The organism is Deinococcus aerius, assembly GCF_002897375.1.
Classification (GTDB): Bacteria; Deinococcota; Deinococci; order Deinococcales; family Deinococcaceae; genus Deinococcus; species Deinococcus aerius.
Map to the genome: position 1 here is coordinate 10,001 of NZ_BFAG01000006.1, position 26,491 is coordinate 36,491.

Annotated in this window: 29 protein-coding genes (1 of these 29 only partly in view); 16 read left to right on the plus strand and 13 right to left on the minus strand. The window is 69.6% G+C overall.

The window, feature by feature from the left end:
- On the minus strand, positions 1-20 hold the start of the coding sequence (locus DAERI_RS09445) for a hypothetical protein (RefSeq protein WP_103129181.1). Its footprint begins 718 nt before the window's first position; the window shows 20 of its 738 coding nt (coding positions 1-20); the start codon lies at positions 18-20; its stop codon lies off the left edge, out of view.
- 67 nt (positions 21-87) lie between these two features.
- Here DAERI_RS09445 and DAERI_RS09450 point away from each other — a divergent pair, with 67 nt between their 5' ends.
- Together DAERI_RS09450 and DAERI_RS09455 are read left to right on the plus strand one after the other, a co-directional pair.
- The gene (locus DAERI_RS09450; RefSeq protein WP_103129182.1) at positions 88-1,179 is read left to right on the plus strand and encodes an acyltransferase; all 1,092 of its coding nucleotides are present in this window, start codon (positions 88-90) and stop codon (positions 1,177-1,179) included.
- Between the two features lie 36 nt (positions 1,180-1,215).
- Positions 1,216-2,067 carry an alpha/beta hydrolase family protein gene (locus tag DAERI_RS09455; RefSeq protein ID WP_103129183.1) on the plus strand — a complete coding sequence of 284 codons (852 nt, stop codon included), beginning with the start codon at positions 1,216-1,218 and terminating at the stop codon, positions 2,065-2,067.
- A gap of 4 nt (positions 2,068-2,071) precedes the next feature.
- Here the strand turns inward: DAERI_RS09455 and DAERI_RS09460 are convergent, their stop codons facing one another.
- The gene (locus tag DAERI_RS09460) at positions 2,072-2,428 is read right to left on the minus strand and encodes an ArsC/Spx/MgsR family protein (RefSeq protein WP_235610326.1); all 357 of its coding nucleotides are present in this window, start codon (positions 2,426-2,428) and stop codon (positions 2,072-2,074) included.
- 97 nt (positions 2,429-2,525) lie between these two features.
- Entirely contained in the window at positions 2,526-3,524 is a 999-nt protein-coding gene (gene ruvB, locus DAERI_RS09465; protein WP_103129184.1) for a Holliday junction branch migration DNA helicase RuvB, read from the minus strand.
- A gap of 154 nt (positions 3,525-3,678) precedes the next feature.
- Between ruvB and DAERI_RS09470 the strand changes: the two genes are divergently transcribed.
- Entirely contained in the window at positions 3,679-4,437 is a 759-nt protein-coding gene (locus DAERI_RS09470) for a VOC family protein (protein WP_103129185.1), read from the plus strand.
- 50 nt (positions 4,438-4,487) lie between these two features.
- Here the strand turns inward: DAERI_RS09470 and DAERI_RS09475 are convergent, their stop codons facing one another.
- The 5 genes from DAERI_RS09475 to DAERI_RS09495 form a co-directional block, all read right to left on the minus strand.
- Positions 4,488-5,162 carry an SCO family protein gene (locus tag DAERI_RS09475; RefSeq protein WP_103129186.1) on the minus strand — a complete coding sequence of 225 codons (675 nt, stop codon included), beginning with the start codon at positions 5,160-5,162 and terminating at the stop codon, positions 4,488-4,490.
- A gap of 111 nt (positions 5,163-5,273) precedes the next feature.
- A complete protein-coding gene (locus DAERI_RS09480) occupies positions 5,274-7,730 on the minus strand; it encodes a cbb3-type cytochrome c oxidase subunit I (RefSeq protein ID WP_103129187.1) in 2,457 nt (818 codons plus the stop codon).
- Positions 7,727-8,965 carry a cytochrome c oxidase subunit II gene (gene coxB, locus DAERI_RS09485; RefSeq protein WP_439952253.1) on the minus strand — a complete coding sequence of 413 codons (1,239 nt, stop codon included), beginning with the start codon at positions 8,963-8,965 and terminating at the stop codon, positions 7,727-7,729. The genes DAERI_RS09480 and coxB overlap by 4 nt, the downstream gene beginning before the upstream one ends.
- A gap of 220 nt (positions 8,966-9,185) precedes the next feature.
- The gene (locus tag DAERI_RS09490) at positions 9,186-10,124 is read right to left on the minus strand and encodes a heme o synthase (RefSeq protein WP_165794141.1); all 939 of its coding nucleotides are present in this window, start codon (positions 10,122-10,124) and stop codon (positions 9,186-9,188) included.
- Positions 10,121-11,314, minus strand: coding sequence for a COX15/CtaA family protein (locus tag DAERI_RS09495; RefSeq protein ID WP_103129188.1), 1,194 nt, complete (start codon positions 11,312-11,314; stop codon positions 10,121-10,123). Before DAERI_RS09495 ends, DAERI_RS09490 begins: the two co-directional genes overlap by 4 nt.
- A gap of 165 nt (positions 11,315-11,479) precedes the next feature.
- On the opposite strand from DAERI_RS09495, the gene DAERI_RS09500 reads away from it, so the two are divergent.
- The 3 genes from DAERI_RS09500 to DAERI_RS09510 all read left to right on the plus strand — a co-directional run bounded on the left by DAERI_RS09500 (position 11,480) and on the right by DAERI_RS09510 (position 13,942).
- A complete protein-coding gene (locus DAERI_RS09500; protein WP_103129189.1) occupies positions 11,480-11,959 on the plus strand; it encodes a DUF420 domain-containing protein in 480 nt (159 codons plus the stop codon).
- Positions 11,960-12,026: 67 nt separating this feature from the next.
- Positions 12,027-12,848: a 3-methyl-2-oxobutanoate hydroxymethyltransferase gene (gene panB, locus DAERI_RS09505; protein ID WP_103129190.1), complete on the plus strand. Its 822-nt coding sequence runs from the start codon at positions 12,027-12,029 to the stop codon at positions 12,846-12,848.
- A 74-nt stretch (positions 12,849-12,922) separates the two neighbouring features.
- Positions 12,923-13,942: a GGDEF domain-containing protein gene (locus DAERI_RS09510; RefSeq protein WP_103129191.1), complete on the plus strand. Its 1,020-nt coding sequence runs from the start codon at positions 12,923-12,925 to the stop codon at positions 13,940-13,942.
- A gap of 50 nt (positions 13,943-13,992) precedes the next feature.
- Here DAERI_RS09510 and DAERI_RS09515 read toward each other — a convergent pair whose 3' ends face one another.
- Positions 13,993-15,453, minus strand: a complete 1,461-nt coding sequence (locus DAERI_RS09515) for a sigma 54-interacting transcriptional regulator (protein ID WP_103129192.1) — start codon at positions 15,451-15,453, stop codon at positions 13,993-13,995.
- Between the two features lie 67 nt (positions 15,454-15,520).
- Positions 15,521-16,018, minus strand: a complete 498-nt coding sequence (locus tag DAERI_RS09520) for a hypothetical protein (RefSeq protein ID WP_103129193.1) — start codon at positions 16,016-16,018, stop codon at positions 15,521-15,523.
- An 89-nt stretch (positions 16,019-16,107) separates the two neighbouring features.
- On the opposite strand from DAERI_RS09520, the gene DAERI_RS09525 reads away from it, so the two are divergent.
- The 7 genes from DAERI_RS09525 (at position 16,108) to DAERI_RS09555 (ending at position 21,180) form a co-directional block, all read left to right on the plus strand.
- Positions 16,108-16,512, plus strand: coding sequence for a hypothetical protein (locus tag DAERI_RS09525; RefSeq protein WP_103129194.1), 405 nt, complete (start codon positions 16,108-16,110; stop codon positions 16,510-16,512).
- Positions 16,485-16,967 (plus strand): GNAT family N-acetyltransferase, encoded by a 483-nt coding sequence (locus DAERI_RS09530; protein WP_103129195.1) that lies wholly within the window; start codon positions 16,485-16,487, stop codon positions 16,965-16,967. Before DAERI_RS09525 ends, DAERI_RS09530 begins: the two co-directional genes overlap by 28 nt.
- Before the next feature lie 44 nt (positions 16,968-17,011).
- A complete protein-coding gene (locus tag DAERI_RS09535; protein WP_133162002.1) occupies positions 17,012-17,527 on the plus strand; it encodes a hypothetical protein in 516 nt (171 codons plus the stop codon).
- 43 nt (positions 17,528-17,570) lie between these two features.
- Positions 17,571-19,001: an Asp-tRNA(Asn)/Glu-tRNA(Gln) amidotransferase subunit GatB gene (gatB, locus tag DAERI_RS09540; protein WP_103129197.1), complete on the plus strand. Its 1,431-nt coding sequence runs from the start codon at positions 17,571-17,573 to the stop codon at positions 18,999-19,001.
- A complete protein-coding gene (locus DAERI_RS09545; RefSeq protein WP_369689455.1) occupies positions 18,998-19,660 on the plus strand; it encodes a hypothetical protein in 663 nt (220 codons plus the stop codon). Before gatB ends, DAERI_RS09545 begins: the two co-directional genes overlap by 4 nt.
- 50 nt (positions 19,661-19,710) lie before the next feature.
- Positions 19,711-20,136, plus strand: a complete 426-nt coding sequence (locus tag DAERI_RS09550) for a hypothetical protein (RefSeq protein ID WP_103129198.1) — start codon at positions 19,711-19,713, stop codon at positions 20,134-20,136.
- Positions 20,137-20,496: 360 nt separating this feature from the next.
- Positions 20,497-21,180 carry a YqhA family protein gene (locus tag DAERI_RS09555; protein ID WP_103129199.1) on the plus strand — a complete coding sequence of 228 codons (684 nt, stop codon included), beginning with the start codon at positions 20,497-20,499 and terminating at the stop codon, positions 21,178-21,180.
- 229 nt (positions 21,181-21,409) lie between these two features.
- Here the strand turns inward: DAERI_RS09555 and DAERI_RS09560 are convergent, their stop codons facing one another.
- On the minus strand, positions 21,410-21,805 hold the full coding sequence (locus DAERI_RS09560; protein WP_103129200.1) for a response regulator: 396 nt from the start codon (positions 21,803-21,805) through the stop codon (positions 21,410-21,412).
- Positions 21,806-21,841: 36 nt separating this feature from the next.
- On the minus strand, positions 21,842-22,276 hold the full coding sequence (locus DAERI_RS09565) for a response regulator (protein ID WP_103129201.1): 435 nt from the start codon (positions 22,274-22,276) through the stop codon (positions 21,842-21,844).
- A gap of 267 nt (positions 22,277-22,543) precedes the next feature.
- On the opposite strand from DAERI_RS09565, the gene glcF reads away from it, so the two are divergent.
- The 3 genes from glcF (at position 22,544) to DAERI_RS09580 (ending at position 26,070) form a co-directional block, all read left to right on the plus strand.
- Positions 22,544-23,821 (plus strand): glycolate oxidase subunit GlcF, encoded by a 1,278-nt coding sequence (glcF, locus tag DAERI_RS09570; RefSeq protein WP_103129202.1) that lies wholly within the window; start codon positions 22,544-22,546, stop codon positions 23,819-23,821.
- A gap of 160 nt (positions 23,822-23,981) precedes the next feature.
- Positions 23,982-25,424, plus strand: a complete 1,443-nt coding sequence (locus DAERI_RS09575; protein WP_103129203.1) for an FAD-binding oxidoreductase — start codon at positions 23,982-23,984, stop codon at positions 25,422-25,424.
- A complete protein-coding gene (locus DAERI_RS09580; protein ID WP_103129204.1) occupies positions 25,411-26,070 on the plus strand; it encodes a DUF5639 domain-containing protein in 660 nt (219 codons plus the stop codon). Before DAERI_RS09575 ends, DAERI_RS09580 begins: the two co-directional genes overlap by 14 nt.
- A gap of 5 nt (positions 26,071-26,075) precedes the next feature.
- On the opposite strand, the gene DAERI_RS09585 is transcribed toward DAERI_RS09580, so the two are convergent.
- Entirely contained in the window at positions 26,076-26,453 is a 378-nt protein-coding gene (locus DAERI_RS09585) for an RlpA-like double-psi beta-barrel domain-containing protein (protein WP_103129205.1), read from the minus strand.
- Between the last annotated feature and the right edge of the window lie 38 nt (positions 26,454-26,491).

The following is a 26,491-nucleotide window of genomic DNA, read 5'->3' on the forward strand; positions in this document are numbered from 1 at the left end:
GCGAAACGTCGGCGCATCATGCTCCCAGCCTGCCCGGCGGACCTAACCCCTTCCTGCCGCAGAACCTGCCTATACTGGGCGCTGCTCATGACGACGGCGAGCGGTGACCTCCCCGCCCCCCCCGCGACGGCGGCGGGGGAGCGGCTGGCTGCCGTCGATCTCTTCCGGGGCATTGCCATCGTGTCGGTCGTGGCCCACCACCTGACGGGGCTCGCGCTGCGGCACACGGACACGGGCTCGGCCCTGTGGACCGGCCTCGCGGTTGTGAACCGGACCCTGCACTTCGTGGTCCCGGCCTTCGTGTTCATGACGGCGCTGGTGCTGACGCGCTCGGCCCTGCGCCGCTTCGACCCCGGGAAGTATTACCCGGCGCGTGTCCGCACCGCGCTGCTGCCTTACCTGCTGTGGACCGTGCTGTATGTCCTCTTCCGCGTCGCCACCGGACAGGACCGCCCCGAGGTGCTGACCGACCCCGAGCGCTGGCGGGTGTGGGTGCAGTACGGCAAGGGGTACTTCCACCTGTACTTCCTGCTGATCGTCCTCCAGTTCTACCTCGTGCTGCCCCTGCTGCTGCCGCTGTGGCGGCGGCGCTGGCCCTTCCTCGCCGTGCTGCTGGGCGCCTTCGGATTGCAGCTCGGGGTGTACGCCCTCAACCGCGGGGGGCTCATCCACTTCCGCTACCCCGCCACGATGGCCCTGTGGTACGTCCCGGCGCTCACCCTGGGGATGTATTTCGGCGCCAGCCCGGGCGTGTTCGAGGGGCTGTGGGCGCGCTGGCGGGTCTGGATCGCCCTGGCAGCGGGGCTCGCGCTGGCCTGGTACCTGCCGGTCTCGCTGGCGCGGCTGGAGGGCTTGCCCGTGAACAGCTTCGGGTACAGCGCGGCGAACTGGGCGTACACGGCGGCGGCGGTCCTCGCCCTGTTCGGGCTGGCGCACCTGCTCGCGCCGCTGCGGGCGCGCTGGCAGGCCGGACTGGTCTACCTGGGCACCGTGAGCCTCCAGATTTACCTGCTGCACCCCGCGGTCCTGTGGTTGCTGGAGCGGCTGGGCTTTCCGCAGGACACGTCCGGGTTCCTGGGCGTGCTCGTCCTGTACGGGCTCGTCGCGCTGGGCGTGCCGGTGGGGGTGGCGCGGCTGCTGGAGGGCACCGCGCTCTCACGTTGGCTGTTCGGGCGCTAACCTTTGGGGGCAGCGGGTTTTGGTAGCCTCGCGGCCATGAAGCGCGTCGCCCTCCCGCTGCTCGTCCTGTCCTCCGTCACCCTGGCGGCGGCGCCCCCCACCCCACGCCTGGGCGGTCCCGACGTGCCCCAGCCGGTGGCGGGGATCGCGCGGGCCCTGCGCTTCCCGCATCCGCTGGGGGACGCCTTCCTGCTGCGCCCCGCCCGGTGTTCCCCCGCGTGCCCGCTCGTGGTCGTCTCGCACTCGCGGGGCATGACGGCGGGGGAGAGCCTGACCCGCCCCCACCTGCGCTCCCTGTTCACCCGCCTGACGGGTGCGGGGTACGCAGTCCTCGTCAGCAACGACGCGGGGGCGACGACCTGGGGTGCCCCGCAGGCCCTCACCTACAACGCGGACATGCGCCACCGGGCCATCCGCACCTTCGCGTTCAACGGGCGCACCTACAACTTCGGCTACTCGATGGGGGGGCTGCCCGCCCTGCTCGCCGCGTACATGCCCGTCTACCCCGTGTCGGGCGTGGTGCTGCTCGACGCGCAGGTGAGCCTCCTCGATGTCTGGAGGGGGGTGAACCCCAAGTTCCGGGAGGACATCCGGGTGGCCCACGGCCTGGGCACCAGGGCGGCGCTTCCGGCGAACCGGGACCCCGTCACCTTCGCCGGGTCGGCGGTGACGCGGGTTCCGCTGCTCGTGGCGGGCAGCCCGGAGGACCAGGCCGTGCCCTTCGGGCGCAACGGCGAGGCGATCTTCAGGCGCGCCGCCTCGCCCGAAAGCCGCCTGCTGCGGCTGCCCGGCCCGCACCTGGGCGGCTCGCACTTCGGGGATAAGTTCGTGAACCCGATGCTCACTTTTCTGAACCGGCTGGAGCGCCAGGCGGGGGGGAAGTCGTAGGAATCTACCCCTCCAGCATCCGCGCCCACCCCTCGGGGTCCTCGCCCACCGTCAGCACCTTGCCGCCGCGCACGAGGGGCAGGCGCAGCAGCTCCGGCGTCTCCACGATCCGGGCGATGATGCCCTCCTCGGTCGTCCGCAGGTAGGCGAGGTTGGACCGCTCGTAGGCCTTGCCCTCCAGGTCGAGCAGCGCGTTCAGCCCGAACTTCTGAATAAAGCGGGTCAACTCCCCCTTGGCGATGGGCCGCTCTTTCAGGTCCACGAACTGCACCTTCACCCGCCGCTCCTTGAAAAATCGCTCGGCGGCGCGGGTGGCGGCACTCTTTTTCAGGCCGAACATCTGGACTTGCGGGGCGGTCATGGGGGAAGGATAGCGGTCCGTTCCCAGCCCTCAGCACAGGACTCCCGGCAGCGAATGCCGGGAGCCTGTGCTGTCTGAAAGCTGTTCGCTGACCGCCTCAGTTCGTGTAGATCCCCGACAGGTCCTCGTCCCGCCCGCCGACGGGCAGGCCCAGGTGGTCGTAGGCGTGGGCGGTGGCGACGCGCCCGCGCGGGGTGCGCTTGATGAAGCCGAGCTGGATCAGGTACGGCTCGTACACGTCCTCCAGCGTCAGGGCGTCCTCCGAGATCGCGGTGGCGAGGGTGTCCACGCCCACCGGCCCGCCCGCGAAGCGGTGAATCAGCGTCTCCAGGTACTTCTTGTCGCGGTCGTCCAGGCCCGCCGCGTCCAGCCCCAGGCGGTCGAGGGCGTCCATCGCGCGGGGCAGTTCGATGACCTTTTCCCCCGCCACCTCGGCGTAGTCGCGCACCCGGCGCAGCAGCCGCTTGGCGATGCGCATGGTGCCGCGCGAGCGGGCGCCGATCTCCACCGCCGCGTCCTCGCTCAGCCCGAAGCCCAGCAGCCGGGCGTCGCGCAGCAGGTTGGTGCCGATCTCGGTCGGCGTGTAGTACTCCAGGTGCTCGATGATCCCGAAGCGGCTTCTCATGGGCGCGGTGATCAATCCGGGCCGGGTGGTCGCCCCCACCAGCGTGAAGCGCGGCAGCGGCAGCTCGATGGTCCGCGCTGCCGGGCCCTGCCCCAGCACGATGTCGAGCTTGAAATCCTCCATCGCCGGGTAGAGGTGTTCTTCCGCCACCCGCCCCAGCCGGTGAATCTCGTCGATGAACAACACGTCGCCCTCCTCCAGGCTGTTCGTGAGGATGGCGGCGAGGTCCCCCGGCTTCTCGATGGCCGGGCCCGAGGTCACGCGGATGTTTACCCCGAGTTCGGCGGCGATGATGTGCGCGAGCGTCGTCTTGCCCAGGCCGGGGGGGCCGAACAGCAGCGTGTGGTCGAGCGCCTCGCGGCGACCCTTGGCGGCCTGGAGGTAGACCGTCAGCTTCTCCTTGAGCCGCTCCTGGCCGACGTATTCCGTCAGCGTCTTGGGCCGGAGGGCGGCGTCGAGCGGTTCCGTCATGCCCCCATATTACGCTATTTCCGAAAAAGAAGTGGCGGATGTAGGAGGTTATCCTTTCAACGAAGCATCTCAGCTTATTCTGCTATTGACATAATAGGAGTTGTGATGGAAAATAGATTGTCCGCCCCACCCCGCCCTCTTACAGGAGGCAGCCATGACCATTCATACCCAGCACCCCGCCGGAACGCCCATCTGGACCGACCTGATGACCTCTGGCGCCGACGATGTGCGCCGCTTCTACGGGGCCCTGTTCGGCTGGAGGTTTCAGGGGCAAGGCTCCGAGTACGGGGACTACAGCCTCGCCTACCTGGGTGAACACGCGGTCGCGGCGGTCGTTCCCCAACTGGATCGCCAGAGCGCGTGGTGCCTCTACTTCGCCAGCGACGACGTGTACGTCGACGCGGGGCGCATCCGCGAGCTGGGCGGGGAGATCATGGTGCCCGCGATGCAGGTCGGCAACCAGGGCCACCTGCTGATGGCGCGCGACCCGAACGGCACGGTGTTCGGCCTTTGGCAGCCGGGCAAACAGTCGGGCCTGGGGCTGACGGGGGCGCCGGGCGCGTATGCCTGGGGCGAACTGCACACCCACGACGCCGAGCGGGCCCGCGACTTTTACACGGCCCTGCTGGGGAATACCAGCCGCCCGATCCCCGAGATGGATTACCACACCCTGTACCACGGCGACGAGATGAACGCGGGCATCATGCAGATGACGGAGCAGTGGCACGCGGGGATGAGTCCCCAGTGGATGATCTACTTCGAGGTGGAGGACGCCGACCTGGCCGTGGAGACGGCCGGGGCGAACGGGGGCCGCGTGCTCTCTCCCCCGCACGACTCCCCCTATGGCCGCATCGCCGTGTTGCAAGACCCTGCGGGGGCGACCTTCTCGGTCATCCAGCCGCCCCGGGACTGATGGCAAAAGGAGGTGCCGCCACTGAGTCAGGGTCGCGGCACCTCTTCTCTTCAGCTCCCGTACACCCTGATCAGCCCCGGCAGGTCACGGCCCAGCTCGCCGTCCACCACCTCCCCGTTGTTGTAGACCCGCACGAAACGGCCCCGGGGGTCCACCACGCTGACGTGATCCCCGTGGACGCGGGCGGCCACACTCGCCCCCCCCGGCACCTCGTCGGCCTGGTCAGCCTCACCGTCATGCCCCGAGTGTCCACCGTGAGCGCTGGTGGACGGGGGGGGCGGCACGTTCGCCACGAACATCACCCGCGCGGCCTCGTTGATCGTCGCCGCGTCGCCCGTCAGTCCCGTGAAGGTGGGGTCGAAGCGGTTCAGGTACTCGCGCAGCACGGCGGGCCGGTCATACCCCGGGTCCACGGTGATGAACTGCACCTGCACCCGCTCCCGCTGCCCCGGCGTCAGGTCGGCCAGGGTGTTTTTCAGGGTCGCCAGGGTCGCGGGGCACACGTCCGGGCAGCGCACGAAGCCGTAGAAGACCAGCCGCAACTTCCCCCGCGAGTCATTCAGGGTCGCCGCCTCGCCCCGGTCGTCCACCAGCCGCAGGGCGGGAAGAGGCACGGGGGTATCGAGCACCGTCCCCGCCGTGGGGGTGGGAGAGACGTTGCGGTACAGCAGCAGGCCCCCCAGAACCGCCGCCAGGGCCAGCAGGGCCGCCGTGAGCCACTTCATGGGGGCAGGCTAGGGCGGGGGAGGGGGGAGGGGTGTCCCAGGAGCGTTCAGCAAAAGAAGAGGGTGGGGACGCTCAGCACGTCCCCACCCCCGTTTGGTGCCGGTCTTGTCTTACCAGGCGTAGAAGATCGCCACGATGAACAGCCACACCACGTCCACCAGGTGCCAGTACAGGCTGGCGGGGGCGATGGAGCCGTGGTTGTACTTGTCCATCTTGCCGGTCAGCGCCTGGTAGTACGGCAGGGCCACGCCCGTGCCGCCGATCAGGATGTGCAGACCGTGCAGGCCCACGATGATGAAGAAGCACGACTGCCACAGGTTCTGCTTCCAGTCGCTCTCGTGGCCGAACAGCGAGAACTCGTAGACCTGGAACAGCATGAAGAGGGTGCCCAGCAGCAGGGTGATGAAGAGCCCCAGCCGGAACCAGGTGTAGCGCCCGTGGTGGTGGTCCTGCTCGGCCTTGTGAATCACGAAGGAGGAGGACACCAGGATCAGGGTGTTCAGCGCAGCGAGCCAGACGTTGGGGCGCAGGGCGGGGGGCTCGGCGGCGCCGATCATCCGCAGGTACACGTACCCGGCGATCAGCACGCCGAAGAGGCTGACTTCCGAGATGATGAACCACGCCATGCCCATGAAGCCGTTGTCGTACTTCGTGAGGTGGTGGTGCTCGACGGGCACCGCGTACTCGCGCGTTCCGGCCCACTTGAACAGCGACCACATGAAGAGCGGAATCGAGGCATACAGCAGCAGGCTGGCGAACACGTGGCCCGGCGCCGCACTGAAGAAGGGCTGGAGGCCGCCCGTCGGCGTGTAGTTCGTGAACCACCCGAAGCTCAGGCCGTAGCCCATGAGCAGCACGGCGAAGGCCGTCATGAAGGGCCAGATCGAGTCCACCGGCAGGTGGATGGAGCGGGGGTCCACCGGGGTGAGCCGCTCCCCGCTCTTCTCCCAGTCGTACAGGGGGCGCTCGGTGGGGAAGGTGGTGGGGAACTCGTGCGCGAAGTTGTAGGCGGCGGGGGGAGAAGCCGCCGTCCACTCCAGGGTGAAGCCGCCCCAGGGGTTGGGGGAGGCCGTGATGGGGCGGCGCAGGCTCTGGAGCATGTTCCGCACGAACACGACGCTGCCCGCCAGCAGCACCAGCGCGCCCAGGGTGGAGATGAAGTTCAGCTCGGTCCAGGTCCAGTTGCCCGCCGGGTAGGTGTAGTAGCGCCGGGGCATGCCCATCAGGCCCAGGATGTACTGCGGCAGGAAGGTCATCCACGAACCGATCATGAACAGCCAGAAGTTCCAGAGCCCCAGCCGTTCGTCCATAAACCGGCCGGTCATCTTCGGCCACCAGTAGTACAGGCCGCCAAAGGCCAGGAACGCCGTGCCGAACATCATGACGTTGTGGAAGTGCGCCACCACGTAGTAGCTCATGGTGACCTGGTAGTCGAAGGGGATCATGCCCAGCGACACACCCGTGATCCCGCCGATCAGGAAGTTGAAGATGAAGCCCACCAGCCAGTAGGTCGGGGTCCGCATCAGGATGCGCCCGCCCCAGAGGGTGCCGATCAGGTTGAAGATCTTCACGCCCGTGGGCACCGCCACGATCAGGGTGGCGATGGCAAAGGCGATCTGCCAGGCTTCGGGCAGGCCCGCCGCGAAGATGTGGTGGACCCACACCAGCAGGCTGACGAGCACGATGCCCAGCAGCGAGTACACCATCACCCGGTAGCCGAAGAGCGGCTTGCGCGCCATCGTCGAGGCGATCTCGGCGGCGATGCCCAGGTAGGGCAGCAGCATCACGTACACCGCGGGGTGCGAGTAGAACCAGAAGAACTGCTGTTGAAGGATCGGCACGCCGCCGATGCCGGGGTTGAACATGCTCAGCCCCAGCTTGAGTTCCACGAAGACCGCCAGCGCAGCGGCGGTCAGGCCGCCCAGGCTGACGAGCTGGAGGATCGCCGTGGCGAAGATGGACCAGGAGAAGATCGGCATCTTCCACAGGCTCAGGCCGGGCGTCCGCATGTTCACGATGGTCGCCGCGAAGTTCGCGCTGCCCAGCAGCGACCCCAGGCCGTTGAGGATCACGGCGACCATGAAGACCGAGGCGCCCGTCTGGTTGCCGTCCACCACGAGCGGGTAGGGGAAGACCCAGCCGGTGCCGGGCACGCCGCCGTTCGCCAGGCTGGAGATCAGGAGGACCAGGCTGAAGACGAAGAGCCACACCGCGAAGGTGTTCACCCGCGGCAGCGCTACGTCGCGCACGCCCAGTTGCAGCGGCAGGAAGAAGTTCCCGAACCCGAAGAGCCCGATGGGGATCAGGAAGAAGAAGATCATGATCACGGCGTGCGTGGTCAGGACCTGGTTGTAGGCGTTGCCCACCAGCAGGCTCTGCTCGGGCAGCGCCAGTTGCAGCCGCATCGCCACGGCCAGGATGCCCGCGATGGCAAAGGCCACGATGGAGGTGACGATGTACAGAATCCCGATCTTCTTGTGATCGGTGGTCATCATGTAGTCCTTGATGACCTCCCACGCGCCCCGGCGGGTCGTGGAGACGGAGGATGGAGCCTGCTGAACCGTCACCGGGTACCTCCTTGGCCGCCATTGGCCTGGTCGGCGCTGCCCTGCGAGTTGCCCGCGCCCACCACGGGCACCCCGCGCCAGTAGTCCGCTTCCTCCGGCAGGCGCAGGCTGCGGAGGTACGCGGCCACGTCGTCGATCTCCGCGTCCGTCAGCACCCCGCCCTTCTGGACCTTGCCGTTGACCAGATACTCGCTGCCGTCATAGGTCGGCATCAGCGAGCCGGGCTTGACCTTGGGGCTGTGCTTGAGCCACTCGTGCAGCATCTCGCGGGCGCGCTCGCCCTCCCACATGCCCGCGCCCAGCGTGCGGCGGGTGCCGAAAAAGCTCAGGTCGGGGCCAGCCTGACCGTTGGCGGGGGTGCCCTGGACCCGGTGGCACGACTGGCAGGCCAGCGCGCCGGTCGAGGGCTTGCCGTTCATAAAGATGTTGTACCCGCGCTCCTCGGCGCTGCCGGGGGCCGGGGTGGGGGCGCGGTAGGCCCGGGCCGCCTGCAGGAACGCGTTGTAGCGCTCAGGCTCCAGGGCGATCACCCGGAAGCGCATGTTCGCGTGGCTGGCCCCACACAGGAACGAGCACTCGCCGTAGTACACACCCACCCGGTCGGTGTCGATCTGCCAGGTCTTCTGGGTTCCCGGGATCGCGTAGCGTTGCGGCCCCAGGTTCGGTGCCCAGAACGCGTGGATCACGTCGCCCGCGGTCAGGGTGATGGCGACCTGGCTGCGGGTCGGCATCACCAGCTCGTTGCCGTTGGTGACGTTGCCGCCCGCCGCCGCGGGCGCGCTCGGGTAGCCGAAGTTCCACCAGAACTGCTTGCCCAGCGCGTCGATCTTGACGGCGCCTTGCGGGGTGGGGTTGATGCGGGCCATCGTCCGCACCGTCAGCACGCTGAGCAGCACCACGATCAGGAACGGCACGACCACCAGCACGATCTCCAGCCGGTTGTTGCCGTGGAACTGGGCGGGCTCGGCCGTGTTGCGGTCCTCCCGGAAGCGCTGCACCGTGTGAAACAGCGTGTACGAGACGGCCACGAAGATGATGATCGAGAAGGCGATGGCCGGGATGCTCATCCAGAACACTTCGCGGTTGGTCGCCGACGCCAGGTCACCCATGCTGATCAGCCGCTCGGACTGACAGCCGGTGAGCAGCGCCGCGCCCGTTCCGAGCAGGCCCGCCCACGCGAGGCGCGGCAGACCCCCCCGTGGTCCGCGACTGTGGCGGCTATGGTTGGTGTTCAACTTCACTCCTTTCCTCGCCTTCCAGTCTAAGGCGTCGCCGAAGGTTTTGCGCCCCCGCCCACACCTGGTAGAGCGTGTTTCCGCACGCGGCTTTAACCGATTGGTCAGGCTTGGGGCCATGAGACCAGAGCAGGGGGTGGGCAAGTGTCCTGACCGGGAGGAAAGGCGAGCCAAGGGGGGCGACCCGCGCGTGGCCGCCCCCCTGTTCCCTGCCGCCCGCTCAGACCAGCAGCACCCGGTCGGCCGCCCCCGCCACGAACAGCAGCGCGAGGTACAGCATGGAGTACAGGTACAGCGGCAGGGCGACCCGGCGCTCGACCTTGTTCCCCGCCATGACGTACCGGTACAGCCGCCAGGAGTCGCGCAGCAGGAGCGCCCCCAGCCCCAGCGCCGAGAGGACGTACAGCCAGCCCACCTCCCCCAGCAGGGCGGGCATCAGCGACAGCCCCACCGTGCCGATGGCGTACAGGCCGATCTGCATCACCGTCAGCTTGTCCCCGTACACGACCGGCAGCATGGGGATTCCCACCTCGCGGTACTCCTCCTTGATCATCAGCGCGAGCGCCCAGAAGTGAACGGGCGTCCAGAAGAAGATGATGGCGAAGAGGAACCACGCGAAGAGGTTGAGGTTCCCCGTCACGGCGGCCCAGCCCACCAGCGGGGGGAAGCACCCCGCCGCCCCACCCAGCACGATGTTGTGCCAGGTCGCCCGCTTGAGCCAGCGCGTGTACACGACCACATAGGTCAGGAAGCCCGCCAGGCTCATCCAGGCCGCGAGCGGGGTCGCCCAGAACCAGAGCATGGCGAAGGAGAGCACTTGCAGTGCCCCCCCGAAGATCGCCGCGTTCCGGGTGGAGATCAGCCCGCTCGTGGTGGGCCGCGTCGCCGTGCGCTTCATCCTGAGGTCGATGTCGCGGTCGATGATCATGTTGAACACGCCCGCCGACCCCGCCGAGGCGTACCCGGCCACGCCCACCACGATCAGCAGCCCCAGGCCCGGCCAGCCGCGCGCCGCCATCACCATGGCGGTGAGGGTGGTCCACAGCAGCAGGCTGATGACCTTGGGCTTGGTGAGCGCCAGGTAGTCGCGCCAGGTGGCCCGCGCGGGGAGGGCCGCACCCGTCATGGGGGAGGGGCGCACTGCCCGGTCCACGGTCATGCGGTCACCCCCGCCGGAGTGGTGGACGCCAGGCGGCGGGGGGCCGTCAGGGTTTCGTAGCTCAGCCGCACGGTCACGAGCCACATGATGCACGCCAGCGCCAGGTGGGTGAGCTGCATCCACGCCGGGGCCTTGAGCGCCACGTTCACGAAGCCCACCAGGACCTGAAGGCCGATGACGCCCGTGAGCAGCACGCCCCAGCGGGTCACCCCCGCCGAGGGCCGCATCCGCCGGAGCGCCCCCGCCATCCAGACCAGATAGACGCTGCCCAGGATGGCGAGCATCGGGTGGATCACCCGCAGGTTCTGAATGAGCCCCGCGGTCGCCGAGAAGTCGCGCCGCACGGTGTCGATGGGCGTGCCCGGCGCGGGCGCGAACAGCAGGTCCCCCAGCGCCGTCACCGCCCCCGCCATGCCCAGCAGCAGGGTGAGGACCAGCCCGAAGGCGATCAGCCCCAGCGCCCGGCCCTGTCCTCTGACCCGGAGCGCCGGGCGCCCCGACGCCCACAGCGCGGTGAGGAGCAGCGCCCCCAGCAGCAGGAAGGTGTTCGCCAGATGCACGCCCTGCACCAGGCCGCGCGCCGGGTCCGTGCTGTCGGCGGTCAGCCCCAGCAGCACCTGCACGCCGCCGACCAGCCCCTCGGCCAGGATCAGGAGGAAGGTGAGGACTGTCCCTAAAACGACCGGCCACCCCTGAAAGACCTTGACCCAGGTAAGGCCACGCGCGTTGACAAAGACGGTCAGCAGTCCCAGGAGGGCAACCAAGCCCAGCAGGGCACCTCCGGCGGCGAAAATTGCCGAGGCTCCAGCCATACCTATAAGCAGGAGCAGGGCACCCAGCACCCCAAGCCCCACCCAAAGCCACGTCCGGGAGAGCAGCTTGGGCTGAGTCACCGGGGCTTGACGCAAAAATGTCACGAAGGCCGCCGCAAACAGGCCCAGCGCCAGCAGGCCGCTCGCCCCGCTTGTCAGGCGGTGGCTGAATTCGATGATGGTGTGCAGGGTCGGGCTCTGCGGCACGACCACGCCGTTACACAGGGGCCAGTGGTCGCCGCACCCCGCCCCCGCCCCCGTCAGGCGCACGACCGCGCCCCACAGGATCACCAGCACGTTGTACGCCAGTGCCGCCCAGGCCAGCCGGGGCAGCCACGCCCCCGCCCGGGACCGGGGCACCGTCAGTGCGCTGCTCACTTCACTCCACCGTCCTTCCGACCGCCCGTGCGGGCGGGTTGGGTTCACCGCCGCATTCTAGGCAGGGCGAGGCTGAAGATTGTCCCCGGGCCACACTCATCCGCCGCCTCCCCCGGGCCTCCGCCCCGGACACCTGCCCTCCCGGCCTCCCCCTAGACTGCACCCGTGGCGGCCATTATCAACCAGTGGGCAGTGATCACCATCGTCCTGAGCGGTATCGCGCTGACGGCCGGGGTGTTCCTGATTCGGAGCGGCAACCGGGAGGCGCACATGCGCGCCATGCTGATCGCCAGTGCCCTGGCGACCCTCTTCCTCGTCCTGTACCTCACCCGGCTGGGGCTGGGGTACGAGAAAAAATACGTCGGGCCGGAGCAGTGGCGCGGCGCGTATTTCTTCCTGCTGATCAGCCACATTCTGCTCGCGGCGGCGAACCTCCCGCTCGCGCTCGGGGCGCTGTGGAACGCCTGGAAGGGCTTGCGGGCCGCCGGGAACCTGGGCAACATCGGCGCCCCCGCCGCCCGCCCCTTTTTCAACCGGCACCGCGCCTGGGTGCGCTGGACCGTGCCCGTGTGGCTGTACGTGGCCGCGACGGGCTGGATCATCTACCTCGTGCTGGGGCGGTACGGCGAGGTCGTGAAGGGGTGAGGGTGGGGCAGAGTCGGGGCGCGGGAACTTCGGTGTTCTGCGCGCCCCATCTGCTACCTTCGCCCTCATGAAACGCAGCGTTCCCGACCTCCTGCATGCCCAGGAACCGCTGGTGATGGTCACCGCCTACGACTACCCGGGCGGGCGGCACGCCGAGGCGGCGGGCGTGGACCTGATCCTGGTGGGCGACAGCCTGGGGAACGTGGTGCTGGGCTACGACTCGACCGCACCCGTCACGCTGGACGACATGATCCACCACGCGCGGGCGGTGCGGCGGGGGGCGAAGGACACCTTCCTGGTCGTGGACCTGCCGTTCGGCACCTACCACACCGGGGTGACGGACGCGATGCGGAGCGCCGTGCGCGTGATTCAGGAGACGGGCGCCGACGCGGTGAAGATGGAAGGCTCCAGCCCCGAGGTGCTGGAGGTCGTCTCGGTGCTGAGTCGCAACGGGGTGCCCGTGATGGGGCATGTCGGCCTGATGCCCCAGACCGCGACCGCCCAGGGCGGCCTGAAGGTGCAGGGCCGGGACGAGGAAAGTGCCCGGCGGACGCTGGAGGGGGCGCTGGCGCTGGAGGCTGCCGGAGCCTTTGCGGTCGTGCTGGAGGCGATTCCCGCCCGGCTCGCCCGGCTGATTACCGAGCGGCTCCGTATCCCGACCATCGGCATCGGCGCCGGGGTCCACTGCCGGGGCCAGGTCCTCGTGTACCACGACCTGCTCGGCCTGTACGAGGGCGACGAGAAGAAGCTCGCCAAGCGCTACGCCGAGCTGGGCAAGGGGGCGCGCGAGGCCATCAGCGCCTACGCCCGGGAGGTGCGCGCCCGCGAGTTCCCGACGAGGGACCAGAGCTTCGTGATGAAGGATGACGTGCTGGGCAAGCTGTACTGATGGGGGTGGGGGAGGGGTGATCCCCGGCAGATGCGTGCCCCGACTCTTTAACGTAATGCTATCACTGGGGAGCCATGACGCCCGGCCCGCTCCGACCGGAAGACCTGCCCGCGCAGGTCACCCGCCTGTATTTCGGGGCGGTCGTGCCGCTGATCGCGGCGATCCTGGTATGGGGGGCCGTGGTGCCCCCCGACGACCTGAGCGTGCCCACGCTGGTGTTCGCGGGCCTGCTGCTCCTGACAGCCGCCGCCTACCTCCTGCTGCCCAGGCGCTGGGAGTGGCCGCTGCGCCTGATCGCCGCAGGAACCCAGGTGCTGTTCGTGACGGCCCTAACGCTCTTCGGGCTGGGCGTTCGTGGCGACGAGCAGGCGCTTCATACCCTGCTGCTCGTCGTGCCGTTCACCCAGCTCGTCTGGAGCCTGCTGTTTTTCGACCGCCCCCGGGTGGGCCGCGTCCTGGGGCTGGCCCTGGCCGTGACCGCCACCCTGCTCGTGATGCGCTGGGACCGCACCAGCCCCCAGCCCGAGCCCGGAACGGCGCCCCTGCTGCTGGTCGTCTGCCTGATGGCCCAGGTGTTCGGCTGGGCCTTTGTCAACCTGCACCGGCGCGTGATCGCGGGGGAACGCAGCGCCCGGCGCGACCCCCTCACGGGCCTGCTCAACCGCCGGGCCTTTGAGGAGGCGAGTGCCACCCCCGGCCCCCCGGGCGTGCTGGCCGTCCTCGACATCGACCACTTCAAGGCCGTGAATGACCGCCACGGCCACGAGACGGGCGACGACGTGCTGCGGGTCGTCGCCGAGGTGCTGGCGACCGTCGTGGGCCGCTACGGCGAGGTGTACCGCTGGGGCGGCGAGGAATTCGTCGTGTGCCTGCCCGGCTCCTACGCCTTCAGCGCCCACCTGCTGATGGAGCGGGTCCGGCGCGAGGTGGCGGGGCGCACCCTGGTGGAGGGTCCGGCGATCACCCTCAGCATCGGCCTGGGAGCCTACGCGCCGGGCCAGTCCCCGCGCCAGGCTTTCGCCAGCGCCGACGCCGCCCTGCTCGCCGCCAAGAATGCCGGGCGCAACCGCATCGTGACGGCGCCCGCGACGTAGAAAAGCCCCTCCCTAGGGGTGGGGGAAGGGGCCTTGGGGAAAAGGCGGGCTCAGTTCCAGCGGCCCCCGCGCTGCTGGCGCACCTCGGGCTCGGGGGCGGCGTAGGTCTCCTCGGCCCGCGAGAGCTTCTTGCGCCCGTACAGGCCCTCCAGCACGAACTCGGCCGCGGAGGCGCGCACGGCGTCGTCACCGCTGCCCGCGACCTGCGCGGCGATCTCGGTCAAGCCGGGCACCGCCTTGGTGGACCGCATCGCCGCCGAAGCGTCGCCGGACTGCGGGAAGCGGAACACGTTGCCGTCCTCGAACCACTTCTCCAGCGCGCGGGTATCGAAGCTCGCGTAGCGGCGGGCGTACACCGCCCCGGCAGCCTTGCGGATCACGTCGCGGGCGACCACGTCGGCGCCCTTGAGTTCCCCCTCGTACTCCAGCTCCAGCTTGCCGGTGATGGCGGGGAGGCCCGCGTACACGTCGCTGACCCGCACGACTGGGGTGTCGCCGGAAATCAGGCTGCGGCGCTCGGCGTTCGCGGACGCCACCTCCATCAGCGAGATCGGGAGGCGCTGCGACACGCCGCTCATCTTGTCCACCCGCCCGTCCTCGCGCGCCTGGAAGGCGATCTCCTCGATGAGTTCGGCGATGAAGTCGGGCACCGTGACGCCCTCGGCCCGCACCGCCTCCTGCGCGGTGATGTCCATCCCCAGCCGCACGTCGCTGGGGTAGTGGGTGCGGATCTCACTGCCGATGCGGTCCTTGAGCGGCGTGACGATCTTGCCGCGCGCCGTGTAGTCCTCGGGGTTGGCCGAGAAGACGAGCATCACGTCGAGTTCCAGCCGGATGGGGTAGCCCTTGATCTGCACGTCCCCCTCCTGAAGGATGTTGAAGAGGGCCACCTGCACCTTGGGCGCCAGGTCGGCGAGCTCGTTCACCGCGAAAATGCCCCGGTTGGCGCGCGGCAGCAGCCCGAAGTGCATGGAGCGGGTGTCGCCGAGGGACGTGCCGAGCCGGGCGGCCTTGATGGGGTCCACGTCGCCGATCAGGTCGGCCACCGTCACGTCAGGGGTGGCGAGCTTCTCCACGTAGCGGTCCTGGCGCGGCAGCCAGCGGATGGGCAACTCCAGGCCGTGGACTTCGAGCAGATGGCGGCCCTCAGCCCCGATAGGGTTGAGGGGATCGTCGGGCATGTCCACCCCGTCGATCACGGGCACGTATTCGTCGAGCAGCCCGGTGATCGCGCGCAGGATGCGGCTCTTGGCCTGCCCGCGCAGCCCCAGCAGGATGAAGTTTTGCCGCGCCAGCAGCGCGTTGGTGAGTTGCGGAATCACCGTCTCGTCGTAGCCGACCACGCCGGGAAAGAGTTCCTCGCCGTTTCGCAGCTTGCGCGTCAGGTTCTCGCGCACCTCGTCCTGCACCGTCCGCACCTGACCGTCAAAGGGCGTGCGGCCCGCGTATTCCGGCGTCTGAAGGAGTTCCCCGAGCGTCCTGGCCTTCACCTGTCCCTGTACGGCAGTCATGATGCGGCGAACGTAGCACGCGCTCAACCGCGGGAATGTGCGGCTTGCGGGAGAAATCAGGCCTTGCTCAGGAGGACGAATGGTTCGCGGCAGCCGCGGCCGTCTGGTCGTCCTCCAGCACCTTGTACGCGCATACTGCCGCGAGGGCGGCCAGTTCCAGCGGCACGTCCCCCAGGTCCAGCCCCACGTCCTTGCCGTCCACGGCGCCGCCGATCCGCCCCTCCAGCCGGTCCCCGTTGCGGCGCAGGTTCACGTCCTTGCCGCTGATCCGGCCCGAGAAGCGCCCGGTCACGCGGTCCCCGTCCAGCGTCAGGCGAACGTCGTCCCCGTCCACGCGGCCCCCCAGGCGCACCCGCACCTCCTGCGGGGTCACGTCCCCGTCCACGTCGAAGCCCGCGAAGGTGCCCCCGACGCGCCCGTCCACGTCCCCCGCGTGCAGCGTCAGCCCGATGTCCTTGCCCTGGAAGGTCCCGCCGATGCGCCCGCGCAGTTTCCCGCCGTCCCACCCCGCGTGCAGGTCGTACCCCAGCCGTAATCCCCCAATACGTCCGTGCAGTTCGCTCATGCCCCGATGCTGCCACGTTCGGCAGTGAATTGTGGCTCATGGAAGAAATTCGGCAGCGCCCGCTCACGTTTTCGGGTATACCGGGGGCCATGCTCCAGCCGCTCCCGCGCGTCACCCCCGCCTGTTCCCCCTCCGCCGAGGTGGGCCGGGCGCTCCTGCTCTCCGGCGGGGTGGCGCTGCTGGCGGCGCTGGGGACCGCGGTGTTGCTCGGCGATCCGCTGCTCGACATGGCGGGAGTCCTCGCAGGAGTCACCTTCAGCACCTGCCTGTCGCTGTCCTACGACCGCTGGTTCGCCCTGAGCTTCCTGCCGGGCCTGGGGTTGTGGGCGGCCTTCGCGGGAGGTGCGGCCCTGGTCGGCCTCTGGCTGGGGCTGGGGTTGGGCGAGGCTCCACCGCCCGTCCTCACCTGGCGGCTGCCCCTCCTCGGCCTGACCGTCGCCCTGCTCAGCGCCGCGCTTGCCCTGAGATGGGGTCACCCGCGCCCGGCAGCGTGACGGGGCTGAACATCCGCCCCGCAACGCCCGCCGACGCCCCCACCATCGCCCACCACCGCTACCCCGACGAGGAGGACGCTGCCGAGCGCCCCACCTACGTCGCCTGGGTCGGGCTAGCCTTGGAACGGGATCTGTACGTTGGTTTTTTGGGCATCACGGGCGGGGGAGAGGTCGTCGCCGGGGCCGGGCTCACGCTGCTGGAGTGGGGGCCGACGCGGGGGAACCCGCAGCCGTACCGGGCGCGGCTGGTGAACGTGTGGACCCGCCCAGGCTTCCGGCGGCGGGGCCTGGCCCGGGAACTCGTCTTACTTTGCCTGGAAATTACCCGTCAGCGCGGCATCGCCCACGTCAGCCTGGGTACGAGCGGGGTGGCCCGCCCGCTCTACGAGTCGCTGGGCTTCCGGGCGAGCAAGGCAGAGATGGTTCGGCATGCGCGGCGCCCGGAACGCCGGTGAACCCCCGCGCATTCTTTTCACCCCGCCCCGCCTTACTGTGACGCATGAAGCTCGCCCACCTGGGGAGGGGAGTGCTGACGGCCCTGCTCCTCCCGCTCCTGTCCGCCCCGGGCCCGGCCCGCGCCCAGCCGGTGGCCCTGCCCTGCGGCGGGATCATCGGTGGCCGCACCATCAACGGCGATGTGGAGGTGCCCAGGGGCCGCGTCTGCACCCTTCGCAACCTCCAAGTCAACGGCGAGGTGCGCGTGGAGCGCGGCGCGAGCCTCACCGTTCAGAACACCCGGATCACGGGTGACCTGAGGGCGGGGAGCGGCTTTGCCCGGCTCACGGTCAGGAGCAGCGTCGTCACAGGTGATCTCCAGGCCCAGGGCGGCGGCGCCGTGAATGTGGAGGACACTCGCATCGAGGGCGACCTGCGGTTGGAGCGCAACGCGGGACCCCTGCGCCTGAGCCGCCTGACCATCCTGGGGAACCTGGAGTGCCTGAACAACGCCCGCGCCCCCTCCGGCACGAGTCTCGGGGTGGACGGCGAGCAGACGGGCCAGTGCCGGACCCTCTAGCCTATTCCCGCCCCGCCGGACCGCCCGCGCTAGACTCCCCCGCATGTACAGGGCCGTCATCGGGCTGGAAGTTCACCTGCAACTGCGAACGCGCAGCAAGCTCTTCAGCGCGTGTCCGGCGGACTACCACGGCGCCGAGCCGAACACCTACACCGATCCCCTCACCCTGGGGCTGCCCGGCACGCTCCCGACGCTGAACCGGGAGGCCGTGGACCTCGCGCTGATGTTCGGCCTGGCGCTGAACTGCGACGTGTCGGGCTTCACCCAGTTTCACCGCAAGAACTACTTCTACCCGGACTCACCCAAGAACTTCCAGCTCTCGCAGTACGACCGGCCCATCGCGCGGGACGGGTATCTGGACGTGGCGCTGGAGGACGGCTCGGTGGGCCGCGTCCGCATCAAGCGCGCCCACCTGGAGGACGACGCGGGCAAGCTGATCCACCCCACCTACGCGCCGTACAGCCTGCTCGACCTCAACCGGGCGGGGTCGGCGCTGATCGAGATGGTGACCGAGGCGGATATCACGGGAGCCGAGCAGGCCCGCGCCTTTCTGGAGGCGGTGCAGGCGATCGCCCAGTCGCTCGGGGTGTCCGACGCGACGCCCGAGGAGGGCAAGATGCGCTGCGACGTGAACCTCAGCCTGCACCGGCCCGGCGAGCCCTGGGGCACCAAGGTGGAGGTGAAAAACCTCAACTCCTTCCGCTCGGTCGCCCGCGCCATCGAGTTCGAGACGGCCCGGCAGACGCGGGTGCTGAGTTCGGGCGGTGTGGTCACCCAGGACACCCTGGGCTGGGACGAGGGCGGCCAGAAGACCTTCCTGATGCGGACGAAGGAGGGCGAGGCCGACTACCGCTACTTCCCCGAGCCGGATTTGCCGCCCCTGAACATCACGCCCGAGTGGATCGAGCGCGTCCGGGCGCGGATGCCCGAGCTGCCCGTACAGAAGCGGGCGCGGTACGTGGCGGCGGGCGTGAGGGCGAGTGACGCCGAGACCCTCAGCCTGAACGTGCCCCTCTCGCGCTTCTACGACGAGGCGCTGGGTACGCAGCCCGCTCCCGACGCCCAGAAACTCGCCAACTGGCTGCTGACCGACGTGGCGGGCTTCCTCGCCGCCCGCGAGCGGACCATCCGGGACACGGCCCTGCGCCCCGCCCACCTCGCCGCCCTGGTCCGCCTGATCGACGCGGGCACGATCAGCGGCCGGGTCGCCAAGGACCTGCTCCCCGACGTGATGAGCGGGGAGGACCCCGAGCGGCTGGTGCAGGAGCGCGGCCTGAGCGTGGTGACGGACACGGACGCCATCGACGCCGCCATTGATGCGGCCATGAGCGCCGACCCGGCCACCGTGGAAAAGGTGCGCGCGGGCAATGCCAAGGCCGTGAACGCCCTCTTCGGCCCGGTGATGAAGGCCACGGGTGGCCAGGCCAAGCCCGAGGTCGTCCGCGAGCGCCTGCGGGCCAAGCTGGGGCTGTGAGGGGAACGCCGGGAAGCGCCGGGGCCGGAAACCGCGTTCGCTGGCGGCAGGTGGCCCTGGTCACGCTGGGGCTGGAGGTCGCGGCGCTGCTGGGGCTGGCCGCCTTCTCGCTGTGGCGCGGGGACTTCTCCCTGGGCGCCTGGTTCGTGGGCATCAACGCCTTCCTGCGCGCCCTGGTTCTCGCCGGGTGGACAGCGGTGCTGGGCCGCTTCTCGCTGGGCCGGGCCGTTTCACCCACGGACGGAATGCTGCGGGCGCTGAGCATCGCCTTTCCCTGGGTCACGTCCTTCCGGCTGGTGCTGTGGTTCTGGACCCTGCTGGGGGTGCTCAGCGGCGGCGCCCCAGAGGCGAATACCGTGGCCCTCACCGCCCTGCTGACCGTGTGGCCCGCCTATGTCCTCGCCCAGAACGCGGTCTACGGGACCCTGGCCCGCCTGGCCCCGAACCCCGCCGACGACACCGGGCGCAAGCGGTTGGCGGACTGGCTGAATGTGGCCGCCGCCCTGAGCCTCGCCATGGCCGTGTTCAATGTGGTGCCGATCCGGGGCTTCAGCGCCCCCCCCATACTGACCGATCAACTCGTGTACGGCGTGAGCGGCGCGCTCGACGTGCTGGCGACCCTGCTGGCACTGCGGGCCGTCCAGTCCATGAAGGACTAACCCCAAAAGATGTGAGACACCTGTGACTTGGTGTTGTATACCTTAAGGGTATGTCCACACTCACCGATGCGGTGCTGGGAAAGCTCAGAACCCGTGGCGTCTTCGGTATTCAGTGCGAGCCGATCGACGAGGGGTCGAAGAACGTCGTCGCGCTGCCTGGAGGCCTGGACGACATCGTCAAGGTCGCCAAGGGCAACGGCGGTGTGGTGTATTTCGCCGAGGTGATCTTCGGTGACGACGCGCTGCGGGTCGAGATCGAGCGTCCGGGCACAGGTGTCCGGGAGACGGTGGATCTCTCGCAATTCCACGAACTGCAAAAGTTCGAGTACCGCAAGGGCAGCGTCGCCTTCCACATCCTGTACGTGCCCAGCAACGGCTACCTGATCCGGGCCTGCGGCAACGCGGCAGAGTGGTACAAGGAATTCCGGTCCCTGCGGGAGGCGGTGGTGGGAAGGCTCGTGGCGCAGGCGGTCTGAGGAAGCAGGGGGTCCGGGCCTGGTCCTGAGGGGAGTGACCAGCTCTGATCCTGACCGGGTTCGCGAGAAACGCTGTCACCCTGAGCGGAGTGAAGGGTCCAGGACGCCGGGTGGGAGAGGCCTCGCCCGCAACCCGGCGGGACGGGCTCCTCGTGGGCGGCAGAAGCCTTGCCTATGGTGTATGCCCGACGGGAAGCTGCGCCGCGTCAAGGGATCAGAGTGACTGCCATCCTCGCCCCCGGGCGTCCTCGCAGCCCTGATCCCTCCTGAAGGGTCTCCCGCCGAACAGGCCACTCACGCGGGGGCGGGAACATCTTCATTCAGAGGGCACCCGGGTCGCGACCTGGGCATCATGGGGGCGTGACCCGGACCCGTTCCCAGACTGGCAATGAGCCCTCCAGGCGCGAGTGGTTCAGCGAGGTGATCGGCCGCACCCGCTTCGTGGTGCTGATCGCCGTGATCGCGGTGCTGCTGGTGGCCTTCAGCCTCTTTCTCCAGGGCACCCTGCTCGCGCTGACCACGATCTACGAGACCTGGCGGGGCACCTTCGAGGGCGGCATCGGCAGCCAGTCGGGCACGCTGGCGGTGGAGTTCCTGGAGGTGGTGAGCACCATGCTCAAGGCGGTGGTGTTCTACATCATCGGGGTGGGGCTGTACTCGCTCTTTATCACGCCGCTCAACCTCACCTCGGCGCTGGGGGTGGAGAGCCTGTCGGACCTGGAGCAGAAGGTGGTTTCGGTCGTGATCGTGATCCTGGGCGTCACGTTCCTGGAACACTTCATCCGCTGGGAGGAGCCGCTGGAGACGCTCTACTTCGCCGGGGCCTTCGCGCTGGCGGGGAGCGCCCTGGTGTTCTTCCAGCGGGTCCACCGGGGCCGGGGGGGCGACCTGGGACAACCCGAGGCCAAGCTGCGTGCCCGGCGCGAGCTGTTCGAACACGACACCGAGCAGCGCCACATCGGCGAGGGGGACGTGCGGCGGGCCGAGCGCGCGACCGAGGCGAAGGTCGAGGGCCAGGTCGGAGCGGGGGAGGGCAGCGAGTGATGCCCACTCCGGGGGCGTTGCGGAGGAGGGGCGGGCGGACGGGCACAGCTCCAAAGGACCGCGGGGAGGGGACACCGAATGCCGGCGATGGACCAGGAGCGGGTGAGCCCACGTCACTTCTCGCAAGGTGGGCGAGGGGCCGCCCCCGGGCCTGAGGCCACGCCAGAAGACCCGGGCAAAACACCGGATGTCCTGGAATCAGGGCCCTTTGGCCCGGCCCGGTGTTCCGCTACAGGCTGAGCAGTTTCTCGGCCAGCCGCAGCAGGTCGTCTTGCCCCACCGGTTTTTCCACGTACGCCGTGGCCCCGGAGGCGTAGGCGTTCTCGACCTCGCGCGGCTGGGCCAGGCTGCTCCACAGCACCAGGCGCACCCGGGGTCCGGCCTGCGCCCGCAGGTGGGCGAGCAGTTCCAGGCTGTCCACCCGCGGCAGGTGCAGGTCCAGCAGCACCAGGTCCGGCGTGGGCGGCGCCTGAAAGGCGGGCAGCGCCGCCTCGCCGTCATGCACGATGTCCACCTGCACGTCCGGGGCGACCTCCTGAAGGGCCAGTTCGAGGAGCAGGGCGTCCGCCGGGGAGTCCTCGATCACCAGGATGCGCCGCGGGCTCCCGGTGGCGCCTGGAGTCATGCCGCCCAGCGTAGAGGCTGGGCGATGAAACCGCCTTCAGGAAGAGGTCATCTCCGGCCAGCTCGTGAGGCGGGCCCGGGTCCAGAACTCCAGAAAGCCCTCGACCTGGGCCACGAAATCCTGAAAATTCACCGACTTGATCAGGTAGGAGCTGGCATGCAGGGTGTAGGCCTGCCGAACATCCTGGTCGTGGTTGGAGGTGGTCAGCATCACCACCGGAATCCGCACGAGGCGCGGGTGACCCTTCATGGCCGTCAGCACCTCGAAGCCCGACATGCCGGGCATGTTGATGTCGAGCAGCACCACGTCGGGCAGCTCGGCGTCCGGGTCGAGCATGGCTTCCAGGGCCGCCTGACCGCTGGACGCCGTGGTCACGGTGCAGCGGTCGGCGTACTCCGCGAACACCTCCTCGGCGAGGTGGCGGTCCATGTTGCTGTCGTCGATGAGAAGAATACGCAGGGGACGGGTCACGCTCCGGCCCCCAGTTCGGCTGCTGGCGGTCGTCCCCGAAAAAGCAAGTGCATGCGCGTCATGGCCCGGTTTCACTGTAGCGGAAGGCCACGCGCAAAAGGGGGCAAATGCCCGATTCCGCAAGGTCGCTCACGTTCTGGCCTCATCTCCTGCACAGACAGGGAAGGGAGGAGGGTCCGGCCTCCCCTGCCTACATACCTCCCATTCGCCCCCGCCCCGCGCGCCTATCCTGACCCGCATGAGGGCCGGACCGAGCGGAGCAGGCGAGTGAACCACGAGATTCCCGTACAGAACATCGGGCCGCAGGGCGAGGTGATGGCGCACGCGGTGGACGCCTGCGTCCATTGCGGCTTCTGCCTGCCCGCCTGCCCCACCTACGCCCTCCTGGGCGACGAGATGGACTCCCCGCGCGGGCGCATCGTCCTGATGAAGGAGGTGCTGGAGGGAGAGTTGGCCCTGGCGGACGCCGCCCCGCACCTCGACCGCTGCCTGGGGTGCCAGGCCTGCGTGAGTGCGTGCCCCAGCGGGGTGCCCTACGGCGAACTCATCACCAGTTTCCGCGGCTGGAGCGAGCCGCACCGGGAGCGGTCTCCACTCGACCGGGCCAAACGCGCGGCCATCCTCAAGATCCTCCCCGCCCCGAAGGTCTTCAGCCTGGCCGCCCGTGCCGGGCAGTACACCAAGCCGCTGGCGCCCCTGCTGCCCGCCGCGCTGCGGGCGCCGCTGGACCTCCTGCCCGAGCGGGTTCCGGCCATGCAGCCCAGCCCGAGGGTCACTCCGGCCCGGGGAAGGCGAATTGGCCGGGTCGCCTTTCTCGCCGGATGTGCCCAGCAAGCCCTGGCCCCCAACTTCAATGCCGCGACCCTGCGCGTCCTCGCCCGCAACGGCATAGAAGTCGTGATCCCCGAGGGACAGGGCTGCTGCGGGGCCGCCGCGCTGCACACGGGGGCGCGGGACGAGGCGCTGCGGCTCGTCCGCCAGAACCTCGCGGCCTTCGACCCCGACGAGTACGACGCCATCCTCTCCAACGCGGCGGGCTGCGGGGCGGGGCTGAAGGAGTACCCGGTCGTCCTGCACGGCCTGCCCGACGAGGAGCAGGCGCGGGCCTTTGCCGCGAAGGTGCAGGACATCTCCGAGTTCCTGGCGGGGCTGCTGCGGCAAGGAGACCTCGAACCCCCGATGCCCACCTCCCGGCCCCTCACCGTCGCCTACCACGACGCCTGCCACCTCGCCCACGCGCAGAAAATTCGGCTGGCCCCCCGCGAACTCCTGCGCGCCATCCCCGGCGTGACGGTCGCCGAGGTGCCCGAGGGTGACCTGTGCTGCGGCTCAGCGGGCACGTACAACCTGGAGCAGCCCGCGCTGGCGAACGAGCTGGGCGTCAGGAAGGCGGGGAACATCCTCTCGACCACGCCCGACCTCGTCGTGAGCGGGAACATCGGCTGCCACACCCAGATTCAGAGCCACGTGCGTCGGCAGGGGAGCCGGGTGCCCGTGATGCACACGGTCGAGCTGCTGGACCTGGCTTACCGGGGGGAGCTGTGAGAAGGGGGCAGTGGGGAGTGGGGAGTGGGCAGTGGTCTCGGGGGTGTGGGACTTTCGCTTCCCACGGGGGGAGGATTCGGGGGCGGGAGGCTCGGGCATTCAATGTTCCTTTCCCACTTCCCACTGCCCACTCCCCACTCCCGGCGGCCGGAGGCCGCCCATGACCCCCGAGAAAGTCGCCCTCACCACCACCTCGCCCGCGCCCAAACCCCGCTCGAACGGGAAGGCGGATAACGCCCTGGCCGCCGAACTCACCCGCCTGCTGGGGCCGAAGAAGGTGCTGTCGAACCTCTCCGAGCGGCTCAATTACCGCTACGACGCGATCCAGTTCGGGGCGACGCCGCTGGCGGTCGTGTTGCCGGAGAGCACGGCGGACGTGGTGACGGCAGTACGGGCGGCTCGGGCGGCAGGGGTGCCCGTCGTGGGGCGCGGGGCGGCCAGCGGGCTGAGCGGTGGGGCGGCGCCCACATCGCCGGGCCTGGTGATCTCCTTTACCCGCATGACCCGGCTGGACATCTTCCCCGAGCGGCGCGAGGCTCGGGCACAGGCGGGCGTGGTGACCCTGGCCGTGACCGAGAAGGCGAAACCGCACGGCCTGATCTACCCGCCCGACCCGGCCTCCTTTCGCACGAGCACCATCGGCGGCAACCTCGGCGAGAACGCGGGCGGGCCGCTGTGCTTCAAGTACGGGGTGAGCGGCGACTACGTGAAGGGCTTGGAGTTCGTGGACGCGGACGGCGGCGTACATGAGTTGACCCGCGACGCCTACGACCTCGCCGGGCTCCTCATCGGCTCGGAGGGCACTTTGGGCCTGATTACCGAGGCCACGTTGCGCCTGACGCCGCCCCCCAAATACACCCGCACCCTGATGGCGAGTTTCCCCGAGGTGGGCGCCTGCGCCGAGGCGGTCAGCGCCGCCATCGCTGCCGGGGCCGTGCCGGGCAAGCTGGAGTTCATGGACCAGGCGTGTACGAACGCGGTCGAGGATTTCCTCGCCATCGGCCTGCCGAGGGAGGCGGGGGCCGTGCTGCTGGTGGACACCGACGGCGACGACCTGGGGACGGTGGAGGAGGAGCGCGCGCTCGTGGAGGCGGCCTGTCTGAACGCCGGGGGCACCGTGCGCCGCGCGGCGACCGACTCGGAGAGTGCCGCCCTGTGGCAGGCCCGCCGCAGCGTCTCGCCCGCCCTGGGCCGCATCCGCCCCCAGCGCATGAACGAGGACATCGTGGTGCCCCGCTCCGCCCTGCCGGAGGTGGTGCGGGAAATCCGCGCGCTGGGCGACGCCTCCGGCCTGCCGCTCGTGCAGTTCGGCCATATCGGGGACGGGAACCTGCACCCCAACATCCTCTTCGACCCCCGGCGCGAGTCCCCGGAGGCCGTCCACGACCTCGCCCACCAGATCGCCCTCGTCGCCATTCGCCACGGCGGGGTGCTGAGCGGCGAGCACGGCATCGGCACCATGAAACGCGCCTTCATGCGCGACGCGGTGGACCCGGTGACGCTGGGGGCGCTGCGCGACGTGAAACGCGCCCTGGACCCGACCGGAACGCTCAATCCTGGCAAGATTCTGCCCGATGAGGACGGCACCCATGCCCATCCTTGACCTCTCGCCCGGGGACCAGACGATCACGGTGACGGGTGACACTGGGTTGCTGGAGGTTTGCGCGGCCCTGCCGCCCGGCCTCTACCCCCCCTTCCCGCCCGTGGAACTGCCGGGCGGGGTGGGCGGCCTGGTGTCGCGCGGCGGCTTCGGGCAGACTTTTTTCTTCGGGGCGGAGGTGCTGGGCGTGACCTTCCGCGCCCCGAGCGGGCGGGTGATCCGGGCGGGCGGGCGCACGGTCAAGAACGTGCAGGGCTACGACCTGACCCGGCCCTTCGTGGGCTCCTTCGGCCTGATGGGCGAGGCGCTGGAGGTCACGCTGCGGCTGCGCCCCGGCCTGAGCGCGCGGCACGTCGCGGCCCCCGGCAGGTTAGAGTCCCTCGGCTCACCGACCTCCCGCTTCGCCTGGCAGGACGGGGAGGAGGTCCACCTCCTGCACTTCGGCCACGCCCGCGAGGTGGAGGGGGCGCTGGGCGGAGTGCCGGGCGCGCGGGAGGTGACTGGACCCCTCGACCTGACCTCCCGTTTCCCCGAAGGGATGGGTGTGGGCGAGGGCGCAGCGGTGCGCGACCGCCGGTTTGGCTGGGTCAATGGACGCTCGGCCCCACCCGTCCCGCCCCTGTTCGCGCGGGTCGCCGCCTCCCTGTAAAGGGGTCAGCCCTGGTAGGGCGTGCCCTTGCGCAGCACGGTCAGGGTGCCCTTGGAGACACCCAGCTTCCGGGCCGTGCTCGTCCGGCTGACCAGAATGTCGGCGGTGCGCCGGTAACGCGGGTGCATGGTGTCGTTCACGACGTACACGTGGCTGCGGCCATTCACGGTGACGCGAACCCGCGCGCCGCACCCGACCTTCCGCAGCAGGTCACGGCTGAGGGCGATCTGCCCCCGTTGAGTGGGGCCGCAGGCCGAGATCTGGGGCGTCCGGTCGGTCTGGGCCCGCACCGCGTTGTAGTGGCTGACGCGCTGGAGCGAGTAGGTAGCAGCCTGCCCCTGGACAGCGAGGGCGGCCAGGGCGGTGACGAGAAAACGCCGCATAGCGCCGCACCTTAGCGTTGAGTGGACACCAATTCCGT